Genomic DNA, 18,033 nt, shown 5'->3' on the forward strand with positions numbered 1-18,033 from the left:
GGCGGGGGCCGGTGCCGGAACGCCGCCGTACGGGAAACGATCCCGTACGGCGGCGGTGCCGCTTAGTGGGCCCCCAGCAGGGACTTGACCGGGGTGAGGGCGAAGTAGACCAGGAACACGACGGTGAGGATCCACATCAGCGCACTGGGCTCGCGCCACTTGCCGGTGCCGGCCTTGATGGTCACGTACGAGATGACGCCGGCGGCGACGCCCGCGGTGATGTTGTACGTGAACGGCATCAGGACGCAGGTGAGGAAGGCCGGGATGGCGACCTCGCGGTCCGACCAGTCGATGTGCCGGGCCTGGCTCATCATCATCGAGCCGATCACGACGAGGGCGGCGGAGGCGACCTCGACCGGGACGATGCCGGCGAGCGGGGAGAAGAACAGCATCAGGGCGAACATGGCGCCGGTGACGGTGGAGGCGAGGCCGGTGCGGGCGCCGTCGCCGACGCCGGTGGCGGACTCGACGAACACGGTCTGTCCGGACGCGCCGACCACACCGCCGACCGCGCCGCCGGCGCCGTCGATGAACAGCGCCTTGGACAGGCCGGGCATCCGGCCCTGCTTGTCCGCGAGGCCCGCCTCGGTGCCGACGCCGATGATGGTCGCCATCGCGTCGAAGAAGCCGGCCAGGACGAGGGCGAAGACCGCGACCGAGGCGCTGATGGCGCCCATGCCCTGGCTGCCGAAGGCACCGAAGAGGTCGACCTTGCCGAAGAGTCCGAAGTCGGGGGCCGCGATCGGGCTGCCGGGCCACTCGGGGACGGAGCTGGCCCAGGTGTGCTCGGGCAGCGTGACGGTGGCGTTGACGACGAAGGCCACCACGGTGCCGCCGGCGATGCCGATCAGGATGGCGCCGCGCACCTTGCGGGCGAGCAGCACGAAGATGGTCAGCAGGGTGATCGCGAAGACCAGGACGGGCCAGCCGACGAGTTCGCCCTTGGGGCCGAGCGAGACGGGCGGGCCGAACGGGTCCGGGCCGTGGTGGATGAAGCCGGACTTCACGAGGCCGATCAGGGCGACGAACAGGCCGATGCCGATGGTGATGGCGTGCTTGAGCGGCAGGGGTATCGCGTCCATGATCTTCTGCCGGAGGCCGGAGACGACCAGCAGGACGATCAGGAGGCCGTAGACCACGCACAGGCCCATGGCCTGGGGCCAGGTGGTGTTGGGGACCACGATCGCGGAGACGGCGCCGGAGACGGAGAGGCCGGCCGCGAGCGCGAGCGGCACGTTGCCGATCACGCCCATCAGGATGGTGGTGACGGCGGCGGCCAGCGCGGTGGCGGTGGTCAGCTGCGCGTGGTCGAGCTTGAAGCCGGTCTTGTCGGCGCCGCCGAGCAGGATCGGGTTGAGCAGGATGATGTACGCCATCGCCATGAAGGTGGTGAGGCCACCCCGCAGCTCGTTGGCGAGCGTCGATCCCCGGGCCGAGATCTTGAAGTACGAGTCCAGCGCGTTCTTCGGGCGTGCTTCCGGGGACGGCGCTGTGGTGTCGTCCTCGGCGGGTCTTTCTTCGGTGGTGCCGGCTTCCGTGGGGATCCGGGTCATGTCCACTCCCAAGTGTCAAAGGGGGTTGGGGTGGGCGAGCCGACCTGATCGCCAGTCAACGAGGTTGGCGCAGGGGGACTGTTCGACTCACTGGGCGCACACTGTGGCGGTGCCTGCGGTGCGTAGGTGGTGCGCACCGCTGCAGAACCCCGGCGTGGGAGAGGCAGCGGGATGGGGCTTTCGCGTGTCGGCTGGTGGTGCATGGGGGTGCCTGTACTGCGTGGTGGGTGGTGCCGTGTGGGGTTGTGCTGCCCCGGGGCGGCGGGGAAGACGGTCGCCGCCCCGGGGAGGTCGTGGTCCCGCGGTCAGCCGGGCTGTTCGGTGGTCAGGTGCTCGGGCCGGACGGGGATCCGGGTGAGCGCGAGGCCGGTGGCGTTGCGGATGGCGGCCACGATCGACGGCGTCGCCGACACGGTCGGGGCCTCGCCGACGCCGCGCAGCCCGTACGGGGCGTGCGGGTCGGGCAGTTCGAGGATCTCCACCGGGATCGGCGGGGTGTCGAGGATGGTGGGGATCAGGTAGTCGGTGAAGGAGGCGTTGCGCACCTTCCCGTCCCGCACGATGATCTCCTCCATCACGGCGAGGCCGAGCGCCTGGGTGCAGCCGCCCTGGATCTGGCCGACGACGGAGAGCGGGTTGAGCGCCTTGCCGACGTCCTGGACGGCGGTGAGCTCGACCACCTTGACCAGGCCGAGGTCGACGTCCACGTCCACCACCGCGCGGTTGGCGCAGAAGGTGTACTGGACGTGGCCGAAGCCCTGGCCGGTCTCCTTGTCGAAGGGGACGGTGGGGCGGTGGTGGTGCTCGCGGGTGAGGTCGATGGCCTCGTCGCCGAGCAGGTCGACCATGGAGACCAGCGCGCCGGAGCCCGCCGAGACGACCTTGCCGCCGTTGAGCGTGATGTCGTCGTGGGTCCAGCCGTAGCGGCGGCGGCCCTTCTCGATCAGCGCCCGCTTGACGGCCTCGGCGGCCAGCTTCACCGCGCCGCCGGTCATGTACGTCTGGCGGGAGGCGGAGGTCGAACCGGCCGATCCCACCTCGGTGTTGGCCGGGTGGATGGTGACCAGCTCGACGCCCAGCTCGGTGCGGGCGATCTGCGCGTGCACGGTGACGCCGCCCTGGCCGACCTCGGCCATCGCGGTGTGCACCATGGCGACCGGCTCGCCGCCGATGACCTCCAGGCGCACCCGGGCGGTGGAGTAGTCGTCGAAGCCCTCGGAGAAGCCGACGTTCTTGATGCCGACCGAGTAGCCGACGCCGCGCACGATGCCCTCGCCGTGCGAGGTGTTGGACAGCGCGCCGGGCAGCTGGCGCACGTCCAGGTGCTCGGTGTCCAGCGGCGGCGGCAGCGGCATGTCCTTGACGCGGCGCAGCAGTTCGGCGACCGGGGCCGGCGAGTCGATCTGCTGGCCGGTGGGCATGTGGTCGCCCTCCGACATCGCGTTGAGCTGCCGGAGCTCGACCGGGTCCATGCCGAGCGCGGCGGCCAGCTTGTCCATCTGCGTCTCGTAGCCGAAGGCGGCCTGGACGGCGCCGAAGCCGCGCATGGCGCCGCAGGAGGGGTTGTTGCTGTACAGCGCGATGGCGTGCATCTTGACGTTCGGGATCACGTACGGGCCGTGTCCGAGCGAGGCCGCGTTGCCGACGACGGCGGGCGAGGCGGAGGCGTACGCGCCGCCGTCCAGCACGATCCGGCAGTCGGCGTAGACCAGCTTGCCGTCGCGGGTGGCGCCGTGCTCGTAGTGCATCTTCGCCGGGTGGCGGTGCACGTGGCCGAAGAAGGACTCGTCGCGGGCGTAGACGATCTTCACCGGCTTGCCGGTGTGCTGGGCCAGCAGGCAGGCGTGGATCTGCATCGACAGGTCCTCGCGGCCGCCGAAGGCGCCGCCGACGCCGGCCAGGGTGAGCCGGACCTTCTCCTCGGGCAGGTCGAGCACCGGGGCCATCTGCTGGCGGTCGACGTGCAGCCACTGGGTGGCGATGTACAGGTCGATGCCGCCGTCCTCGGCGGGCACCGCGAGGCCGGACTCGGGGCCGAGGAAGGCCTGGTCCTGCATGCCGACCTCGTAGTCGCCGCTGACGACGACGTCCGCGAGCGCGCGCACCTCGTCGGTGACGCCGAGGCCGGAGACCAGCTTCTGCTCGTGGCAGATGTTGCCGTACCCGTGCGACTTGTACTCGTGCGGCTCGTGCACGTAGCCGTGGGTCTCGGGGTCGAGGCACTGCTCCTCGGTGACGATCGGGGTGAGCACCTCGTACTCGACCTTGATCTTCTTCACCGCGCGGCGGGCCGTCTCCGGGTGGTCGGCCGCGACCAGTGCGATCGCCTCGCCGTGGTAGCGGACCTTGTCGATGGCCAGCGCCGGCTGGTCCTGGATCTCCAGGCCGTAGTACTTCGAGCCGGGGATGTCCCGGTGGGTGAGCACCGCGTAGACGCCGGGCACCTTGAGCGCCTCGGAGATGTCGACGGAGAGGATGTTGGCGCGGGGGTGCGGCGAGCGCAGCGCCATACCCCAGAGCATGTCCTCGTGCCACATGTCGGACGAGTACGCGAACTCGCCCTTGACCTTCAGGTTGCCGTCCGGGCGCAGCGGCGAGCCGCCGATGCCGTCCTTGGACGCCTGGTCGATGTTCTGGAGGTTCTTCTGTCCCTGGATGGTGCGCGTGCTCATGCGGACTCCGCCTCCCCGGCGCACTTGCGGGCGGACGCCAGCCGCACCGCGTCCATGATCTTCTCGTAGCCCGTGCAGCGGCAGAGGTTGCCCGACAGCGCCTCGCGGATGTCGTTGTCGCTCGGCTGGGCGTCCCGCTCCAGCAGTGCGTCGGTCTGCACCAGCAGGCCGGGGGTGCAGAAGCCGCACTGCACGGCGCCGGCGTCGATGAACGCCTGCTGGACGAGGCCCAGCTCGCCGTCCTCCTCGGCCAGGCCCTCGACGGTGCGCACCTCGCGGTCCTGCACCTGGCCGGCCGCGACCAGGCAGGAGCAGACCGGCACGCCGTCCAGGTAGACGGTGCAGGAGCCGCACTCGCCCTGCTCGCAGGCGTTCTTCGAGCCGGGCAGGCCGACCCGCTCGCGCAGCACGTACAGGAGGCTCTCGCCCTCCCAGACGTCGTCCGCCTCGACCGGCTTGCCGTTGGCGGTGAAAGTGACCCTCATGCCGCGCTCCTGATCTGCTTGCTGTAGTCGTTCCAACACCAGGTGAGGGTGCGGCGGGCCATCACGGCCAGGGAGTGGCGCCGGTACTCGGCGGTGCCGCGGACGTCGTCGATCGGCGAGGCCGCGGCCTTCACCAGCTCGCCGAAGCGCTGGATCACCTCGGTGCCCAGCAGGCCGCCGGACTCCCAGAGGCCGCGCTCGGCGAGCACGCCCTGCAGGTACTCCTCGGCCTCGACGGCGCGGCGCGGCGTGGGGGCGGCCGAACCGATGCCGGTGCCGACCGTGCCGTTCTTGGGGTGGAGGGCGAAGCCGAAGGCGCAGACCGCGATCACCATGGCGTTGCGGGTGCCGATCTTCGAGAACTGCTGCGGGCCGTCCGCGACCGGGATGTGCACGGCCCGGATCAGCTCGTCCGCCTCCAGGCTGTTGCGCTTCACCCCGACGTAGAACTCGTCGATCGGGATCATCCGGGTCCCGCGCACCGAGGCCGCCTCGACGAACACGTCGCGGCCGGCCGCCAGCAGCGCGGGGTGCGCGTCACCGGCGGGGGAGGCGCCGCCGAGGTTGCCGCCGACGCCGCCGCGGTTGCGGATCTGCGGCGAACCGACGGTGTGGGCCGCCAGCGCCAGCCCGGGCAGCGGCCCGGACAGCTCGTCGATGATCCGGGCGTAGGGGACCGAGGCGCCGAGCTTGACGACGCTGCCGTCGTTCGACCATTCGGTCAGCTCGGTGACGCGGTTCAGGTCGAGAATCGCGGATGGCCGGTGCACGTCGAAGTTCATCTCGACCATGACGTCCGTACCGCCCGAGATGGGCAGCGCGGTCGGGTACTCAGCCTTCGCCGCGAGTGCCTCGTCCCAGGTAGCGGGCCGAAGGAACTCCATGCGGGTGTCTCCTCAAGTCGTCGCCTGCCGAACGGGTGGGCACAGTGCCCGGAACTCGGTGTTCGGACCTCGCTAACCGCTTCGTCGCCTCCGCGTCGGGCCCCGGTCACCGGGTTGTGTCCGGCGGCGTGTCGCCCAGTGAACCGCTGTGACGGGGCCCACTGGCAGTCACCGATGGCATGAAGCCCCGGCTGTGCTCCAGCCCGGCATCCTGTACGTTCCTCTAAGGAGCGCAATTCCGCAGCCCAGGTGTTCACCGGGTGCTACCTACGACCGTAATCCGGTCGTGATTCGCAAGCTACGGGCCCGTGATCCGGCGGCCCGGTGGTACGTAACGCCGAGCACGGATGTTCGGGCACACTGTGACCCCCGGCAGCGTGCCCGGGCCCCCACCCTCACCCCCCCAGCCCGTTAGGAGTCCGCGGATGCGTGTCCGTGACCTGCTCGCCCCCGGCGCCCCGCGACTGCGCCTGCTCGCGGCGGAGGACGAGCTGGACCGGCAGGTCAGCGGCGTGATGACCACGGACCTGCACGACCCCGGGCGCTACCTGCACGGCGGCGAGCTGGTGCTCACCGGCATGCTCTGGCGCACCGGCCCGGCCGACTCCGAGCGGTTCGTGCGCACCATCGTGGCCGGCGGCGCCGTCGCCCTGGCGGCCGGCGAGGCCGAGGTCGGCCCGGTGCCCGAGGACCTGGTCGAGGCCTGTCGACGGCACCGGATGCCCCTGTTGGCGGTACCGGACGACATCGCCTTCGGCACCGTCACCGAGTTCATCGGCCGCCAGGTGTCGGCCGACCGGGCCGCCGACCTCGCGGCCCTCGTCGACCGGCACCGCCTGCTGGTCTCGGCGGCCGGCGGCGGCGGCCTGGACGCCGTGCTGGACCTGCTCGGCGGCGACCTCGACCTCGACTGCTGGGTGCTCACCCCCACCGGCGCGGTGATCGCCGGCCCCGCCGACCGGCTGTCCGCCGAGGACCGCGACCAGCTGGTGCGCGCCCACCTGGGCGCGCAGCGCCAGCGCCGCCGCCCCCCGCACCGGGCCCGGCTGGCCGGCGGCTCCTACTCGCTGCTGCCCGCCGCGGCCTCGGCCGAGCAGGACGCGCCGCTGGCCGACTGGATGCTCGCCGTCGCCGGCGACGTCACCGAGTGGACCACCAAGCGCCAGCAGCTGGCCGAGAACCTGGCCCGGCTGGTCGCCGCCGAGCGCCAGCGCCGCGACGAGGGCCGCCGGCTGCGCCGCCGGCTCGCCGACGAACTGCTGGACCGGCTGCAGCGCGACGCGGATCCGGCGGAGATCAGCCGCGCCCTGTACGCCTCCTCGGCGATGGCCGCCCGCTACGAGAGCCCCGAGCCCAGGGCCCAGGTCCAGGACGGCTCCTGGCTGGTGGTCAGCGCCGAGGGCACCGGTCTGCCGGAGGGCATGGTGCGCGCGGTGCTGGAGGAGGCCCTCGGCGGCACCAGCGACCGCGCGCTGATCGCCGGGGCCGGCACCGGCGCCGTGGTGGTCCTGCCCGCCCTGGACGCCGCGGTGCCCGCCGACACCCTGCGCGAGCTGCTGGCCCCGCTGGAGGCCGGACTCGGTTCGGAGGGCCGGATCACCCTCGGCGTCTCGGCCCCCGCGGCCGAGGCCGGCGGCCTGCGCGGCGCCCTGGAGGAGGCCCGGCACGCCCGCCGGATCGCCGCCGCCCGGGTCGGCCGGGTCTGCGTGGCGGGCCCGGAGGAGCTGGCCTCGCACGTGCTGCTGCTGGCGGCCGTTCCGGACGAGGTCCGCCGGGCCTTCCGCAGCCGGCTGCTGGACAAGGTCATCGCGTACGACATCGAGCACCAGGCGGACCTGGTCCGCACCCTGGAGGCGTTCCTGCGTTCGGACGGCTCCTGGACGCGCTGCGCCGCGCAGCTGCACGTCCACGTGAACACCCTGCGCTACCGGATCGGCCGGATCGAGGAGCTGACCGGGCGTGACCTGTCCCGGCTGGAGGACCGGGTGGACTTCTACCTGGCGCTCGAACTGGCCTGACGGCTCCCCGGGCCCGCGCGGCGTCCACGACATCCGTGCCCTCCGGCGGGTCCGTGACGCCCGGCGGGTCCGCGTGCCTGGGATCCGGATCGCCGTCCGGCCTCCGGCGGGTCCGTGGCCTCCGGCGGGTCCGGGAACGCCGCAGGGCCCGCCGCGATGTTCGCGGCGGGCCCTGCCGGGTGCTCAGGGGGCGGTCACTGCACCGGGATGACCCCGGTCAGCCACTCGAAGGCGCTGGGCACCATGCCCTTCCACAGCTCGGTGGAGTGCGGGCCCGGGGTCTCCTGGATCTGGACCTTGGTCGGCTCCTTGGCCGCGGCCTGGATCGCCTGGGCGTCCTCCAGGCCGTCGCCCTTCTTGCCGCTGATGAAGAGGGAGACCTTCGGCGGGGTCTGGGCGGCCTTCAGGATGTTGACCGGGTTGTTCGCCTCGCGCAGCTTCGGGTCCTTGCCCACCAGCGAGTCGCCCTCGGAGGCCGGGTCGTTGTAGCCGGACATCGAGACGGCGGCGCGGTAGCGGTTGGGGTGGGCCAGGGACAGCTTGGCCGCGCAGTGGGCGCCGGCCGAGTAGCCGGCGATCGCCCAGCGGTCGGCGGACGGGTCGGCGCGGAAGTTGTCCAGGACCATCTGCGGCACGTCGCGGGTGAGCCAGGCGTCGGCGTTGACCTTGCCGGGGATGTCGGTGCAGCCGGCGTCCTGGTGGTTGCCGAGCAGCAGGGTGCGCGGTGAGACCAGGATGAACGGGGCGACCTTGCCCTGCTGCATCAGCGGCTTGAGCTGCTCGGAGACCTTGAGGGTGCCGTACCAGGTGGAGGAGGAGCCGGGGTAGCCGGGGATCAGCTCGACGACCGGGAACTTCTTGTCCTTGAACGCCGGGTCGTTGTACTGCGGCGGCAGCCAGACCAGCACCTCGCCGTCGACGCCGGACACCTGGCCCTTGAGCTCGGTCTTCTGGACGTCGCCGGGCACCGCCGGGTCGTTGACGCCGCCGAACTTCTGGGCGACCTTCGGCGGCTGCTTGGCGGCGTCGCCGCTGTTCTGGCCGCCGCTCTGGCCGGCGGGGGCGCCCGGCTCGGCCGGCGGGACGGAGGGCACGGCCCGGACGTGGTCACCGGTGCCGAGGAGGTCGTCCCAGCTGCCGTAGATGAGGTTGGCGTTGTTGACCATGACGAAGACCATCAGCACGGCCGTGACCTGGCAGAACATGATCATGACGAGCCTGGACAGGATCCGCACCGGGTTCGGTCCGGGGACCTTTCCCCAGAAGAGCAACGCCACCGCGATGGACACCGGCACCAGGATGACGGTGAGGACGAAGAATGGCGTACCTGTCAGTTGCATCGAGTTCTCGTATCCGGGTCGCTGGCCGTCCGGACCCCACTCGCCCGGACGCACTCCAATGGCATTGGACGGCAGTGAACCGATGATCGGTTGCCGTCCGAATCTGTGCGGAACCTGAGAGGAACATCACGTCTCCGTGCTGAACCTGCGGTGGGTCGGCGTTGTCGGCGCCACCCGGACGGCGGTCGTCCGGACGAGATGTCCAGCGAACTTCCAGGAAGGTCCCCCGAGGCACCTTACCTCCCGTGCCGTGCACCCCGCCGGGCGAGGCGGTGCGATCACGCGGCGGGCGGCCAGAGAGGATAGGGGGATGAGCACAACCCGCTTTCGCCCGTCCCGCCGCATCTGGCCCGTGTGCGCCGTCCTGGCACTCGCGGTCACCGCGGCCGGTTGCAGCAGTACCGGAGGCAGACGCGCCGAGGAGGCCCGCGCCAAGGCGGCGGCCGCCGCCGGCAGCGCCGTCACCACCCCGCGCTGGAAGGTCGCCATGGTGACCCACGCCGGAGCCGGCGACGCCTTCTGGGACAGCGTGCGCAAGGGCGCCGAGCAGGCCGCCGCCAAGGACAACATCACCTTCCTGTACTCCAACGACGCGCAGACCCAGAACCAGGTCCAGCTCGTCCAGGCGGCCATCGACCAGAAGGTCGACGGCCTGCTGGTCACCCTCGCCAAGGGCGACGCGATGGCCGACGTCCTCGGCAAGGCCAGGGCCGCCGGCATCCCCGTGATCACCATCAACTCCGGCCAGGAGTTCTCCGCGAAGTTCGGCGCTCTCACCCACATCGGCCAGGACGAGTCCACCGCCGGCCAGGCCGCCGGCACCGAGCTGGCCGGCCGCGGCCGCAAGAACGTGCTCTGCGTCATCCACGAGCAGGGCAACGTCGGCCAGGAGCAGCGCTGCGCCGGCGCCCAGGCCAAGGCCGGCGGCACCTTCCAGGTGCTCTACGTCGACGGCGTCAACATGCCCGACGCCCGCGCCGCGATCTCCGCCAAGCTCCAGGCCGACCCGTCCGTCGACACCGTCCTGACCCTCTCCGGCCCGATGGCCGCCACCGGGCTGCAGGCGATCCAGGACGCCCGTCGCCCCGTCGAGCTGGACACCTTCGACCTCGGGCAGCAGGTCGTCGCCGGCCTCAAGTCCGGCAGCGTCGGCTTCGCCGTCGACCAGCAGCCCTACCTGCAGGGCTACGAGGGCGTCGACCTGCTCTGGCTCTACCGGAGCAACCTCGACATGCTCGGCGGCGGCAAGCCCGTCGCGACCGGACCGCAGATCCTGACCAGGGACGACGCCGACGCGCTCGCCGAGTACGTCGCGAGGGGGACGCGGTGACCGCCACCGACGTCCTCGCCCAGGACCGCCCGGCCGCGCTGCGCCGCCTGCTCGCCCGCCCCGAACTCGGCTCGCTGATCGCCGCCGTCGCGGTGTTCCTGGTCTTCGCCGCCGCGGCCGGGCCCTTCCTCCAGGTCTCCTCGCTGGGCACCGTGCTCTACGCGGCGTCCACCATCGGGATCATGGCCGTCCCGGTCTCGCTGCTGATGATCGGCGGCGAGTTCGACCTGTCGGCCGGCGTGCTGGTCACCACCGCCGCGCTGACCTCCTCGATGGTCTCCTACCAGTTCACCGCGGTGACCTGGGTCGGGGTGGCCGTCTCGCTCGCCGTCACGCTGGCGGTCGGCGGCTTCAACGGCTGGATGCTCGGCCGCACCCGGCTGCCCAGCTTCATCGTCACCCTCGGCACCTTCCTGATGCTGACCGGTGCCAACCTGGGCGTCACCAAGCTGGTCTCCGGCACCGTCTCCACCAAGCCGATCTCCGACATGCAGGGCTTCGCCTCCTGCCGCTGGCTGTTCGCCTCCGAGGTCACCGTCGGCGGACTGACCGTCAAGGCCACCGTCTGGTGGTGGCTGGGCCTGCTCGCGGTCGGCACCTGGATCCTGCTGCGCACCCGCTTCGGGAACTGGATCTTCGCCGTCGGCGGTGACGCGGCCGCCGCCCGTGCGGTGGGCGTGCCGGTCGCCCGGACCAAGACGCTGCTCTACCTCGGCGTCGGCTTCGGCGCCTGGGTGCTCGGCCAGCACCTGCTGTTCTCCTTCGACACCGTGCAGTCCGGTGAGGGCGTCGGCAACGAGCTGATCTACATCGTCGCGGCCGTCATCGGCGGCTGCCTGATCACCGGCGGCTACGGCTCGGTGGTCGGCTCGGCGCTCGGCGCGCTGATCTTCGGCATGGTCAGCAAGGGGATCATCTACGCCCAGTGGAACCCGGACTGGTTCAAGTTCTTCCTCGGCGCGATGCTGCTGCTCGCCGCCCTGCTGAACGCCTACGTCAAGCGCCAGGCCGAACGGGGGCCGCGATGAGCAGCGAAGAACTCCTCGCGCTGGAGGGCGTCGGCAAGACCTACGGCACCGTCCGCGCCCTCCAGGACGTCTCGCTCACCCTGCACGCCGGCGAGATCAGCTGCGTGCTCGGCGACAACGGGGCCGGCAAGTCCACCCTGATCAAGATCATCGCCGGACTGCACCAGCACGACGAGGGCACCTACACCGTCGGCGGCGAGGAGGTCCGGCTCACCTCCCCGCGGCAGGCCCTGGACCTCGGCATCGCCACCGTCTACCAGGACCTCGCCGTCGTCCCGCTGATGCCCGTCTGGCGCAACTTCTTCCTCGGCTCCGAGCAGGGCCACCGCCGCTGGGGCGGGCTGCGCCTGGACGCCGAGGGCATGCGCGCCACCACCCGCGAGGCGCTCGCCCGGATGGGCGTCGACCTGCACGACGTCGACCGCCCGATCGGCACCCTCTCCGGCGGGCAGCGCCAGTGCGTGGCGATCGCCCGCGCCGTGCACTTCGGCGCCAGGGTGCTCATCCTGGACGAGCCGACCGCCGCGCTCGGCGTCAAGCAGTCCGGGGTGGTCCTCAAGTACGTCACCGCAGCCCGCGACGCCGGGCTCGGAGTCGTCCTGATCACCCACAACCCGCACCACGCGTACCTGGTCGGCGACCACTTCACCCTGCTCAAGCGGGGCCGGATGGCCGGCAGCCACCCGCGTGCCGCGATCGGCCTCGAACAGCTCACCACCGAGATGGCCGGCGGCTCCGACCTCGCCGAACTCTCGCACGAGCTGGCCCGCCCCGACCCCACCACCCCTCGTGAGGAGCGTCCGCAGCCGTGAACAGCCCCCAAGGCGGCACCCGGCCGGCCGTCCTGCCCACCCTGCTCGGCCTCGGCCCGCGGGCCGAGCGCCGCCGCCGTGCCCTGCCCGCCGGGATACTGCGGCTGCCCACCATCGGCGTCGACATCGGCGGCACCAAGGTGGTCGCCGGAGTGGTGGACGGCGAGGGCAACGTGCTGGAGAAGCTGCGCACCGACACCCCGGACAAGAGCAAGAGCCCCAAGGTCGTCGAGGACGTCATCGTCGACCTGGTGCTGGAGCTCGCCGACCGGCACGACGTCCACGCCGTCGGCATCGGCGCGGCCGGCTGGGTCGACGCCGAGCGCTCCACGGTGCTCTTCGCCCCGCACCTCAACTGGCGCGGCGAACCGCTCCAGCAGGCCCTCAGCGAGCGGCTGCGCTTCCCGGTGATCGTCGAGAACGACGCCAACGCCGCCGCCTGGGCCGAGTGGCGCTTCGGCGCCGGCCGCGGCGAGGACCACATGGTGATGCTCACCCTCGGCACCGGCATCGGCGGCGCCGTGGTGCGCGACGGCTACGTCGACCGCGGAAAGTACGGCCTGGCGGGGGAGTTCGGGCACATGCAGGTGCTGCCCGGCGGCCACCGCTGCCCGTGCGGCAACCGCGGCTGCTGGGAGCAGTACTCCTCCGGCAACGCGCTGGTGCGCGACGCCCGCGAGCTGGTCGCCGAGGAGTCCCCGGTGGTGCAGCCGCTGCTCGCCCGGGCCGGCGGCGCGGTCGAGGGCATCACCGGCCCGCTGGTCACCGAGGCCGCCCGGGCCGGGGACCCGACCGCCACCGAACTGCTCTACGAGGTCGGCACCTGGCTGGGCGTCGGCATCGCCAACCTGGCCGCCGCGCTCGACCCGGGCCGCTTCGTCATCGGCGGTGGCGTCTCCGAGGCCGGCGACCTGCTGCTGGGCCCGGCCCGGGACACCTTCCGCCGCACCCTCACCGGGCGCGGCTTCCGCCCGGAGGCCGCCATCGTGCACGCCGCCCTCGGCAACGAGGCGGGTCTGGTCGGCGCCGCCGACCTCGCCCGCCAGGTCGCCCGCCGCTTCCGCACGATCAAGCGGCGCCGGGTCGAGCGCAGCGCGTCGGGCTGACCGGTCCGGCGGACGGGTTTCGGCGAACAGATTTCAGCAGACAGATTTCAGCGAACAGATGACGTTATCTGTTCGCTGAAATCTGTCATCTGAACTCTGTCATCTGTTCCCTCTCCGCCCCTCTCCGCCCCTCTCCGCCCCTCTCTGCCTCGCCTCGCCCGACGCGCAGGCTACCCGCCGGTAGTGTCGCGGTGTGGTTGTCGGATCCATGTCGCCTGTGGAACAACTGAGTTGACGTCGACTCAGGAGGACTCGGATGAGGGCGCTGGCCCGTCTCGCACCGTCACTGCTGCTCGCCACCGCGCTCGTCTGGTCCACCACCGGGCCGGCCGGGGCCGCCGCGCCGCCGCCGAAGGTGCCGGAGGCGGTCGGCTGGGGAGGCGCCGTCGCGAGCGTCGACGCCGACGCCACCGCCGCGGGGATCGAGGTGCTGCGCAAGGGCGGGAACGCGGTCGACGCGGCGGTGGCCGTCGCCGCCGCGCTCGGGGTGACGGAGCCCTACTCCTCCGGCATCGGCGGCGGCGGGTACTTCGTCTACTACGACCACGCCACCGGCCGGGTGCACACCGTCGACGGCCGCGAGGTGGCCGGCCGCACCGCCGGCACCGGGCTGTTCCTGGAGGACGGCAAACCGCTGCCCTTCGCCGACGCCGTCACCAGCGGCCTGTCCGTCGGCGTCCCCGGCACCCCCGCCACCTGGGACGCCGCGCTGCGCCAGTGGGGCAGCCGCCCGCTCGCCGACGTCCTGGAGCCCGCCGAGCGGATCGCCGAGAACGGCTTCGTCGTCGACGACACCTTCCGGGGCCAGACCTCCGACAACTACAGCCGGTTCAAGGACTTCCCGGCCACCGCGAAGACCTTCCTGCCGGGCGGGAACCTCCCCGCGGTCGGTTCCGTGCTGCGCAACCCCGACCTCGCCGCGACGTACCGGCTGCTCGCCAAGGACGGCGTCAAGGCCTTCTACCAGGGCGAGTTGGCCAAGGAGATCGCCGACACCGTGCAGCACCCGCCGGTCGACCCGGCCTCCGGCCGCAACGCCCGCCCGGGCAGGGTGGACACCGCCGACCTCGCCGCCTACCAGGTCCGCCGCCAGGCCCCCACCCACGTCGCCTACCGCGACTACGACGTCTACTCCATCGCCCCCTCCAGCTCCGGCGGCACCACCGTCGGCGAGGCCCTCGGCATCCTGGAGGACGGCGAGCTCTCCGCGTACGACGGCACGCAGTACTACCACCACTTCCTGGACGCCTCCCGGATCGCCTTCGCCGACCGCAACCGCTGGGTCGGCGACCCGGCCTCCGAGGACGTCCCGACCGCGCAGCTGCTCTCCCCGCGCTACGCCGCCTCCCGGGCCTGCCTGATCGACCCCGGCCGCGCCCTCACCAGCCCGCTCGCCCCCGGCGACCCGCGCCACCCCGCCGACTGCGCCTCGGCCGGCCCCGCCGTCGCCGAGCCCTACGAGGGCCCCAACACCACCCACCTGACCGTCGCCGACCGTTGGGGCGACGTCGTCTCGTACACGCTCACCATCGAGCAGACCGGCGGCAGCGGCATCACCGTCCCCGGCCGCGGGTTCCTGCTCAACAACGAGCTCACCGACTTCGACTTCGCCCCGCTCACCCCCGGCGTCCCCGACCCCAACCTGCCCGGCCCCGGCAAGCGCCCGCGCTCCTCGATCTCCCCGACCATCGTGCTGCGCGACGGCGAACCGCTGCTCGCCACCGGCAGCCCCGGCGGCGCCACCATCATCACGACCACCCTGCAGGTGCTGCTGGGGCGGCTCGACCGGGGCCTGAGCCTGGAGCAGGCCATCGCGGCGCCGCGCGCCAGCCAGCGCAACACCGCCGCCACCCAGGCCGAGCCCGGCTTCCTCGCGCTGCCCGAGCGGCCCGCGCTGGAGGCGCTCGGGCACGTCTTCGCGCCCGTCGCCGAGATCGGCGCCGCCACCGGCGTGGAGCGGCTGCCGGACGGGCGCTGGGTGGCGGCCGCCGAGCCGGTGCGGCGCGGCGGCGGCTCGGCCGCGGTGGTGCGGCCCGCGGGCTGACCGGCCGGGGCCGTCGGTGCCGGGCGGTATGTTCGGGGTGGGCCTCCCGCGGGGCCCACCCCTGTCCGTACCGAACCACCGGGAAGGCCGCCCGCCGTGACCGTCCGCATCGCCACCTGGAACATCAACTCCGTCACCGCCCGGCTGCCCAAGCTCCTGGAGTGGCTGGAGAGCGCCAAGCCCGACGTGCTCTGCCTCCAGGAGCTCAAGTGCGCGGCCGACGCCTTCCCGCACGACGAGGTCCGCGCCCTCGGCTACGAGACGGCGGCCCACGGCACCGGCCGCTGGAACGGCGTCGCCGTCGTCTCCCGGCTCGGCCTCGAGGACGTCGTGCGCGACCTGCCCGGCCAGCCCGGTTACCTCGCCGACGGCGCCCTGCTGCCCGACGTCGAGCCGCGCGCCGTCGCCGCCACCTGCGGCCCGGTCCGGGTCTGGTCGGTCTACGTGCCCAACGGCCGCGAGGTCGACCACGCGCACTACCGCTACAAGCTGGAGTGGCTGGAGGCGCTGCGCCTGGCCGCCGCCGGGGACGCCGCCGGCGAGCGCCCCTTCGCCGTCCTCGGGGACTTCAACATCGCCCCCACCGACGAGGACGTCTACGACGTCGCCGCCTTCGAGGGGCTCACCCACGTCACCCCGCCCGAGCGGGCCGCGCTGGCCGCCCTCGGCGAGATCGGCCTGCACGACGTGATGCCCCGTCCGCTCAAGTACGACCGCCCCTACACCTACTGGGACTACCGCCAGCTGGCCTTCCCGAAGAACCGCGGCATGCGGATCGACCTCACCTACGCCAACAAGCCGTTCGTCGACGCCGTCACCGACAGCTACGTGGACCGCGAGGCCCGCAAGGGCAAGGGCACCTCGGACCACGCGCCGGTCGTGGTGGACCTCGACCTGTGAGTCGCCGACGGTGAGTCGCCGCGCGCGGGCCGCAGCAGGTGGGCCGCAGCAGGTGGGCCGCCGAGGGTGAGCCGCCGTCGACGCGCCGCAGGGCCGTCGGCGGCGGCTCACGCACGGTGAGGGGTGCTCACCCGGACGGTCCAGACCGGGTGGCCGGGCCCCGGTGGCCTCCCTACCGTCGGTGAGTAACCGGGTGCAGTCGTTCGACCACGTGGACATCGGAGTTCCCCCGGCTGCGCCCGAGAATCCCGGAGGTTCCGGCATGCGCCCCACGCGTACGGCCGCCGCCGCCCTGATCGGCGCGACGGTGCTGACCGGCCTGACGGCCCCCCTCGCTTCCGCCAGGGACGGCGCGGCCTCGGTCAGTCCGTCCCAGGCCGCACCGGGCCAGACCGTGACGGTCACGGTCTCCTGCGAGAAGTCGGACAAGCCCGACGCCAAGACCATCACCGCCCACTCGGCGGCCTTCGAGGGCGGCCCGGCCACCCTCACCCTGGGCGCCGACGGGAAGCACACCGGTTCCGCCCGGCTGGCCGGCCAGCACGCCGGGGACAGCAAGGTCGACGGCACCTGCCCGGACGGCGGCACCTTCTCCACCAGTGTCACCGTCGCCACCGTCGCGGCCGCCACCCCGGACAAGACCCTCGGCGAGTGGGGCCAGGCCGCCGGCGAGTGGGCGGGCTCGCTCGGCCAGTCCGGCGCCGGCAGCCAGCAGGTCGCCCCGCACGGCGCGGTGAAGACCGGCCTCGGCGGTTCGGTCGCGGCCGATCCGGCGGAGCTCGCCGGCGGCCTGGCGCTCGTCGCGGGCGGCATCGGCGGCTTCTGGCTGCTGCGCCGGCGAGGCGCCTGACGGCCCCGCCGCCCCGTCCGCGCGCCCCCGGACCCGTCCGCGCGCCCCCGGCCCCGACGGGTGCGGCGGCGCGCGGACGGGTCTCAGACGGTCTGCGGGGAGAACCGGTGACCGGCGGCCGTGCCGTCGCCCGCGTCGGACCGGTCGGGGCCGCCGTGCTCCTGCTCGTGCCGGAGCGTGCCGCTCGCCAGCAGGTACTGCGCCAGGACGTACGTCGCCATGATCCAGAACTGATGCCCCGGCAGCTCCTTCCACTTCGCCAGCTGGGTGGCGATCAGCGTGTCGGAGAGCAGGAACAGCGCACCGCCCAGCCCGGTCCGCCAGCCCAGGCCGGCCGAGGTGACGGCCGTCGAGGCGAGCAGCAGGCTGTAGCCGGCCACCGGCACCTGGAGGTCCCCCAGGTCCGGCCAGAGCCGCCCGATCACGGCCGCCCAGGCCGTCGCGTACGCGGCCGCCACCACCAGTGCCCGGCGGCGCTCGTTCAGCGCCCCGCGCTGGACGAACATCGTCACGTAACACACGTGCGCCGCCGCGAACGAGCCCATGCCGGCCAGGAACGCCGGGTCGGTCTTCAGCTGGAGCAGCACGTCCCCGCCCGCGCTCAGCAGCAGCGCGGGCGCCAACTGCCGCGGCGCCCGGCGCCCGGCGGCGGTGGCGGCCGTCACGCTGTGGGCGGCCAGCAGCGGCATCAGGGCCGGCTTGGTGGCGTTGCGCAGCACCGGCGAGCCGGACAGGATCGCGCCCAGGTGCGCCGCCGAGGTGGCCGCGAAGCCGCCGAGCAGGCCGGCGGCCGGGCGCAGGCGCCCGCCGAGGACGGCACGGGTGGTCGTACGGATGCTCATGCGGCTGCGGACCTCCGGGGTGGGGTGGGACGGCACGGGGGTGGGACGTAGAGGGACGGGACGTCGCGGGGTGGGACGTCGCGGGGTGGGACGTGCGGGCGGGACCGACCCTAAGCGACCGGCAGGTGTGGCGGAAGACCGGGGTTACCGGTGCGTAACCCCGGCGGGG

The 18,033-nt window shown here is 72.9% G+C and carries 14 protein-coding genes; 8 read left to right on the plus strand and 6 right to left on the minus strand.

What is annotated here, in order from left to right:
* Positions 1-62 precede the first annotated feature (62 nt).
* From ACFYUY_RS02595 to ACFYUY_RS02610, 4 genes are all read right to left on the minus strand, one after another.
* A complete protein-coding gene (locus ACFYUY_RS02595; protein ID WP_387897255.1) occupies positions 63-1,553 on the minus strand; it encodes an NCS2 family permease in 1,491 nt (496 codons plus the stop codon).
* Between the two features lie 305 nt (positions 1,554-1,858).
* Positions 1,859-4,225, minus strand: coding sequence for a xanthine dehydrogenase subunit D (pucD, locus tag ACFYUY_RS02600; RefSeq protein WP_360214008.1), 2,367 nt, complete (start codon positions 4,223-4,225; stop codon positions 1,859-1,861).
* Positions 4,222-4,710, minus strand: coding sequence for a (2Fe-2S)-binding protein (locus tag ACFYUY_RS02605; protein WP_360214010.1), 489 nt, complete (start codon positions 4,708-4,710; stop codon positions 4,222-4,224). The genes pucD and ACFYUY_RS02605 overlap by 4 nt, the downstream gene beginning before the upstream one ends.
* A complete protein-coding gene (locus tag ACFYUY_RS02610) occupies positions 4,707-5,594 on the minus strand; it encodes an FAD binding domain-containing protein (protein WP_360214012.1) in 888 nt (295 codons plus the stop codon). The genes ACFYUY_RS02605 and ACFYUY_RS02610 overlap by 4 nt, the downstream gene beginning before the upstream one ends.
* Positions 5,595-6,019: 425 nt before the next feature.
* Here ACFYUY_RS02610 and ACFYUY_RS02615 point away from each other — a divergent pair, with 425 nt between their 5' ends.
* On the plus strand, positions 6,020-7,612 hold the full coding sequence (locus ACFYUY_RS02615; protein ID WP_360214014.1) for a helix-turn-helix domain-containing protein: 1,593 nt from the start codon (positions 6,020-6,022) through the stop codon (positions 7,610-7,612).
* 194 nt (positions 7,613-7,806) lie between these two features.
* Here ACFYUY_RS02615 and ACFYUY_RS02620 read toward each other — a convergent pair whose 3' ends face one another.
* Positions 7,807-8,952, minus strand: coding sequence for an alpha/beta hydrolase-fold protein (locus tag ACFYUY_RS02620; protein ID WP_360214016.1), 1,146 nt, complete (start codon positions 8,950-8,952; stop codon positions 7,807-7,809).
* Between the two features lie 310 nt (positions 8,953-9,262).
* Here ACFYUY_RS02620 and ACFYUY_RS02625 point away from each other — a divergent pair, with 310 nt between their 5' ends.
* The 7 genes from ACFYUY_RS02625 (at position 9,263) to ACFYUY_RS02655 (ending at position 17,022) form a co-directional block, all read left to right on the plus strand.
* Positions 9,263-10,282, plus strand: a complete 1,020-nt coding sequence (locus ACFYUY_RS02625; protein ID WP_360214018.1) for a substrate-binding domain-containing protein — start codon at positions 9,263-9,265, stop codon at positions 10,280-10,282.
* Positions 10,279-11,310 (plus strand): ABC transporter permease, encoded by a 1,032-nt coding sequence (locus tag ACFYUY_RS02630; protein ID WP_360214020.1) that lies wholly within the window; start codon positions 10,279-10,281, stop codon positions 11,308-11,310. Before ACFYUY_RS02625 ends, ACFYUY_RS02630 begins: the two co-directional genes overlap by 4 nt.
* Positions 11,307-12,122, plus strand: coding sequence for an ATP-binding cassette domain-containing protein (locus ACFYUY_RS02635; RefSeq protein WP_360214022.1), 816 nt, complete (start codon positions 11,307-11,309; stop codon positions 12,120-12,122). The genes ACFYUY_RS02630 and ACFYUY_RS02635 overlap by 4 nt, the downstream gene beginning before the upstream one ends.
* Positions 12,119-13,228, plus strand: coding sequence for an ROK family glucokinase (locus tag ACFYUY_RS02640; protein WP_387897258.1), 1,110 nt, complete (start codon positions 12,119-12,121; stop codon positions 13,226-13,228). The genes ACFYUY_RS02635 and ACFYUY_RS02640 overlap by 4 nt, the downstream gene beginning before the upstream one ends.
* A 256-nt stretch (positions 13,229-13,484) precedes the next feature.
* Positions 13,485-15,272: a gamma-glutamyltransferase gene (ggt, locus tag ACFYUY_RS02645; protein WP_387897260.1), complete on the plus strand. Its 1,788-nt coding sequence runs from the start codon at positions 13,485-13,487 to the stop codon at positions 15,270-15,272.
* A gap of 96 nt (positions 15,273-15,368) precedes the next feature.
* Positions 15,369-16,172, plus strand: coding sequence for an exodeoxyribonuclease III (locus ACFYUY_RS02650; RefSeq protein WP_387897262.1), 804 nt, complete (start codon positions 15,369-15,371; stop codon positions 16,170-16,172).
* Between the two features lie 262 nt (positions 16,173-16,434).
* Entirely contained in the window at positions 16,435-17,022 is a 588-nt protein-coding gene (locus ACFYUY_RS02655; protein ID WP_363362972.1) for a hypothetical protein, read from the plus strand.
* Positions 17,023-17,105: 83 nt separating this feature from the next.
* Here ACFYUY_RS02655 and ACFYUY_RS02660 read toward each other — a convergent pair whose 3' ends face one another.
* Positions 17,106-17,864: a lysoplasmalogenase gene (locus ACFYUY_RS02660; RefSeq protein WP_360219896.1), complete on the minus strand. Its 759-nt coding sequence runs from the start codon at positions 17,862-17,864 to the stop codon at positions 17,106-17,108.
* Positions 17,865-18,033 lie beyond the last annotated feature (169 nt).

This window comes from Kitasatospora sp. NPDC004745 (assembly GCF_042873275.1).
GTDB lineage: Bacteria > Actinomycetota > Actinomycetes > Streptomycetales > Streptomycetaceae > Kitasatospora.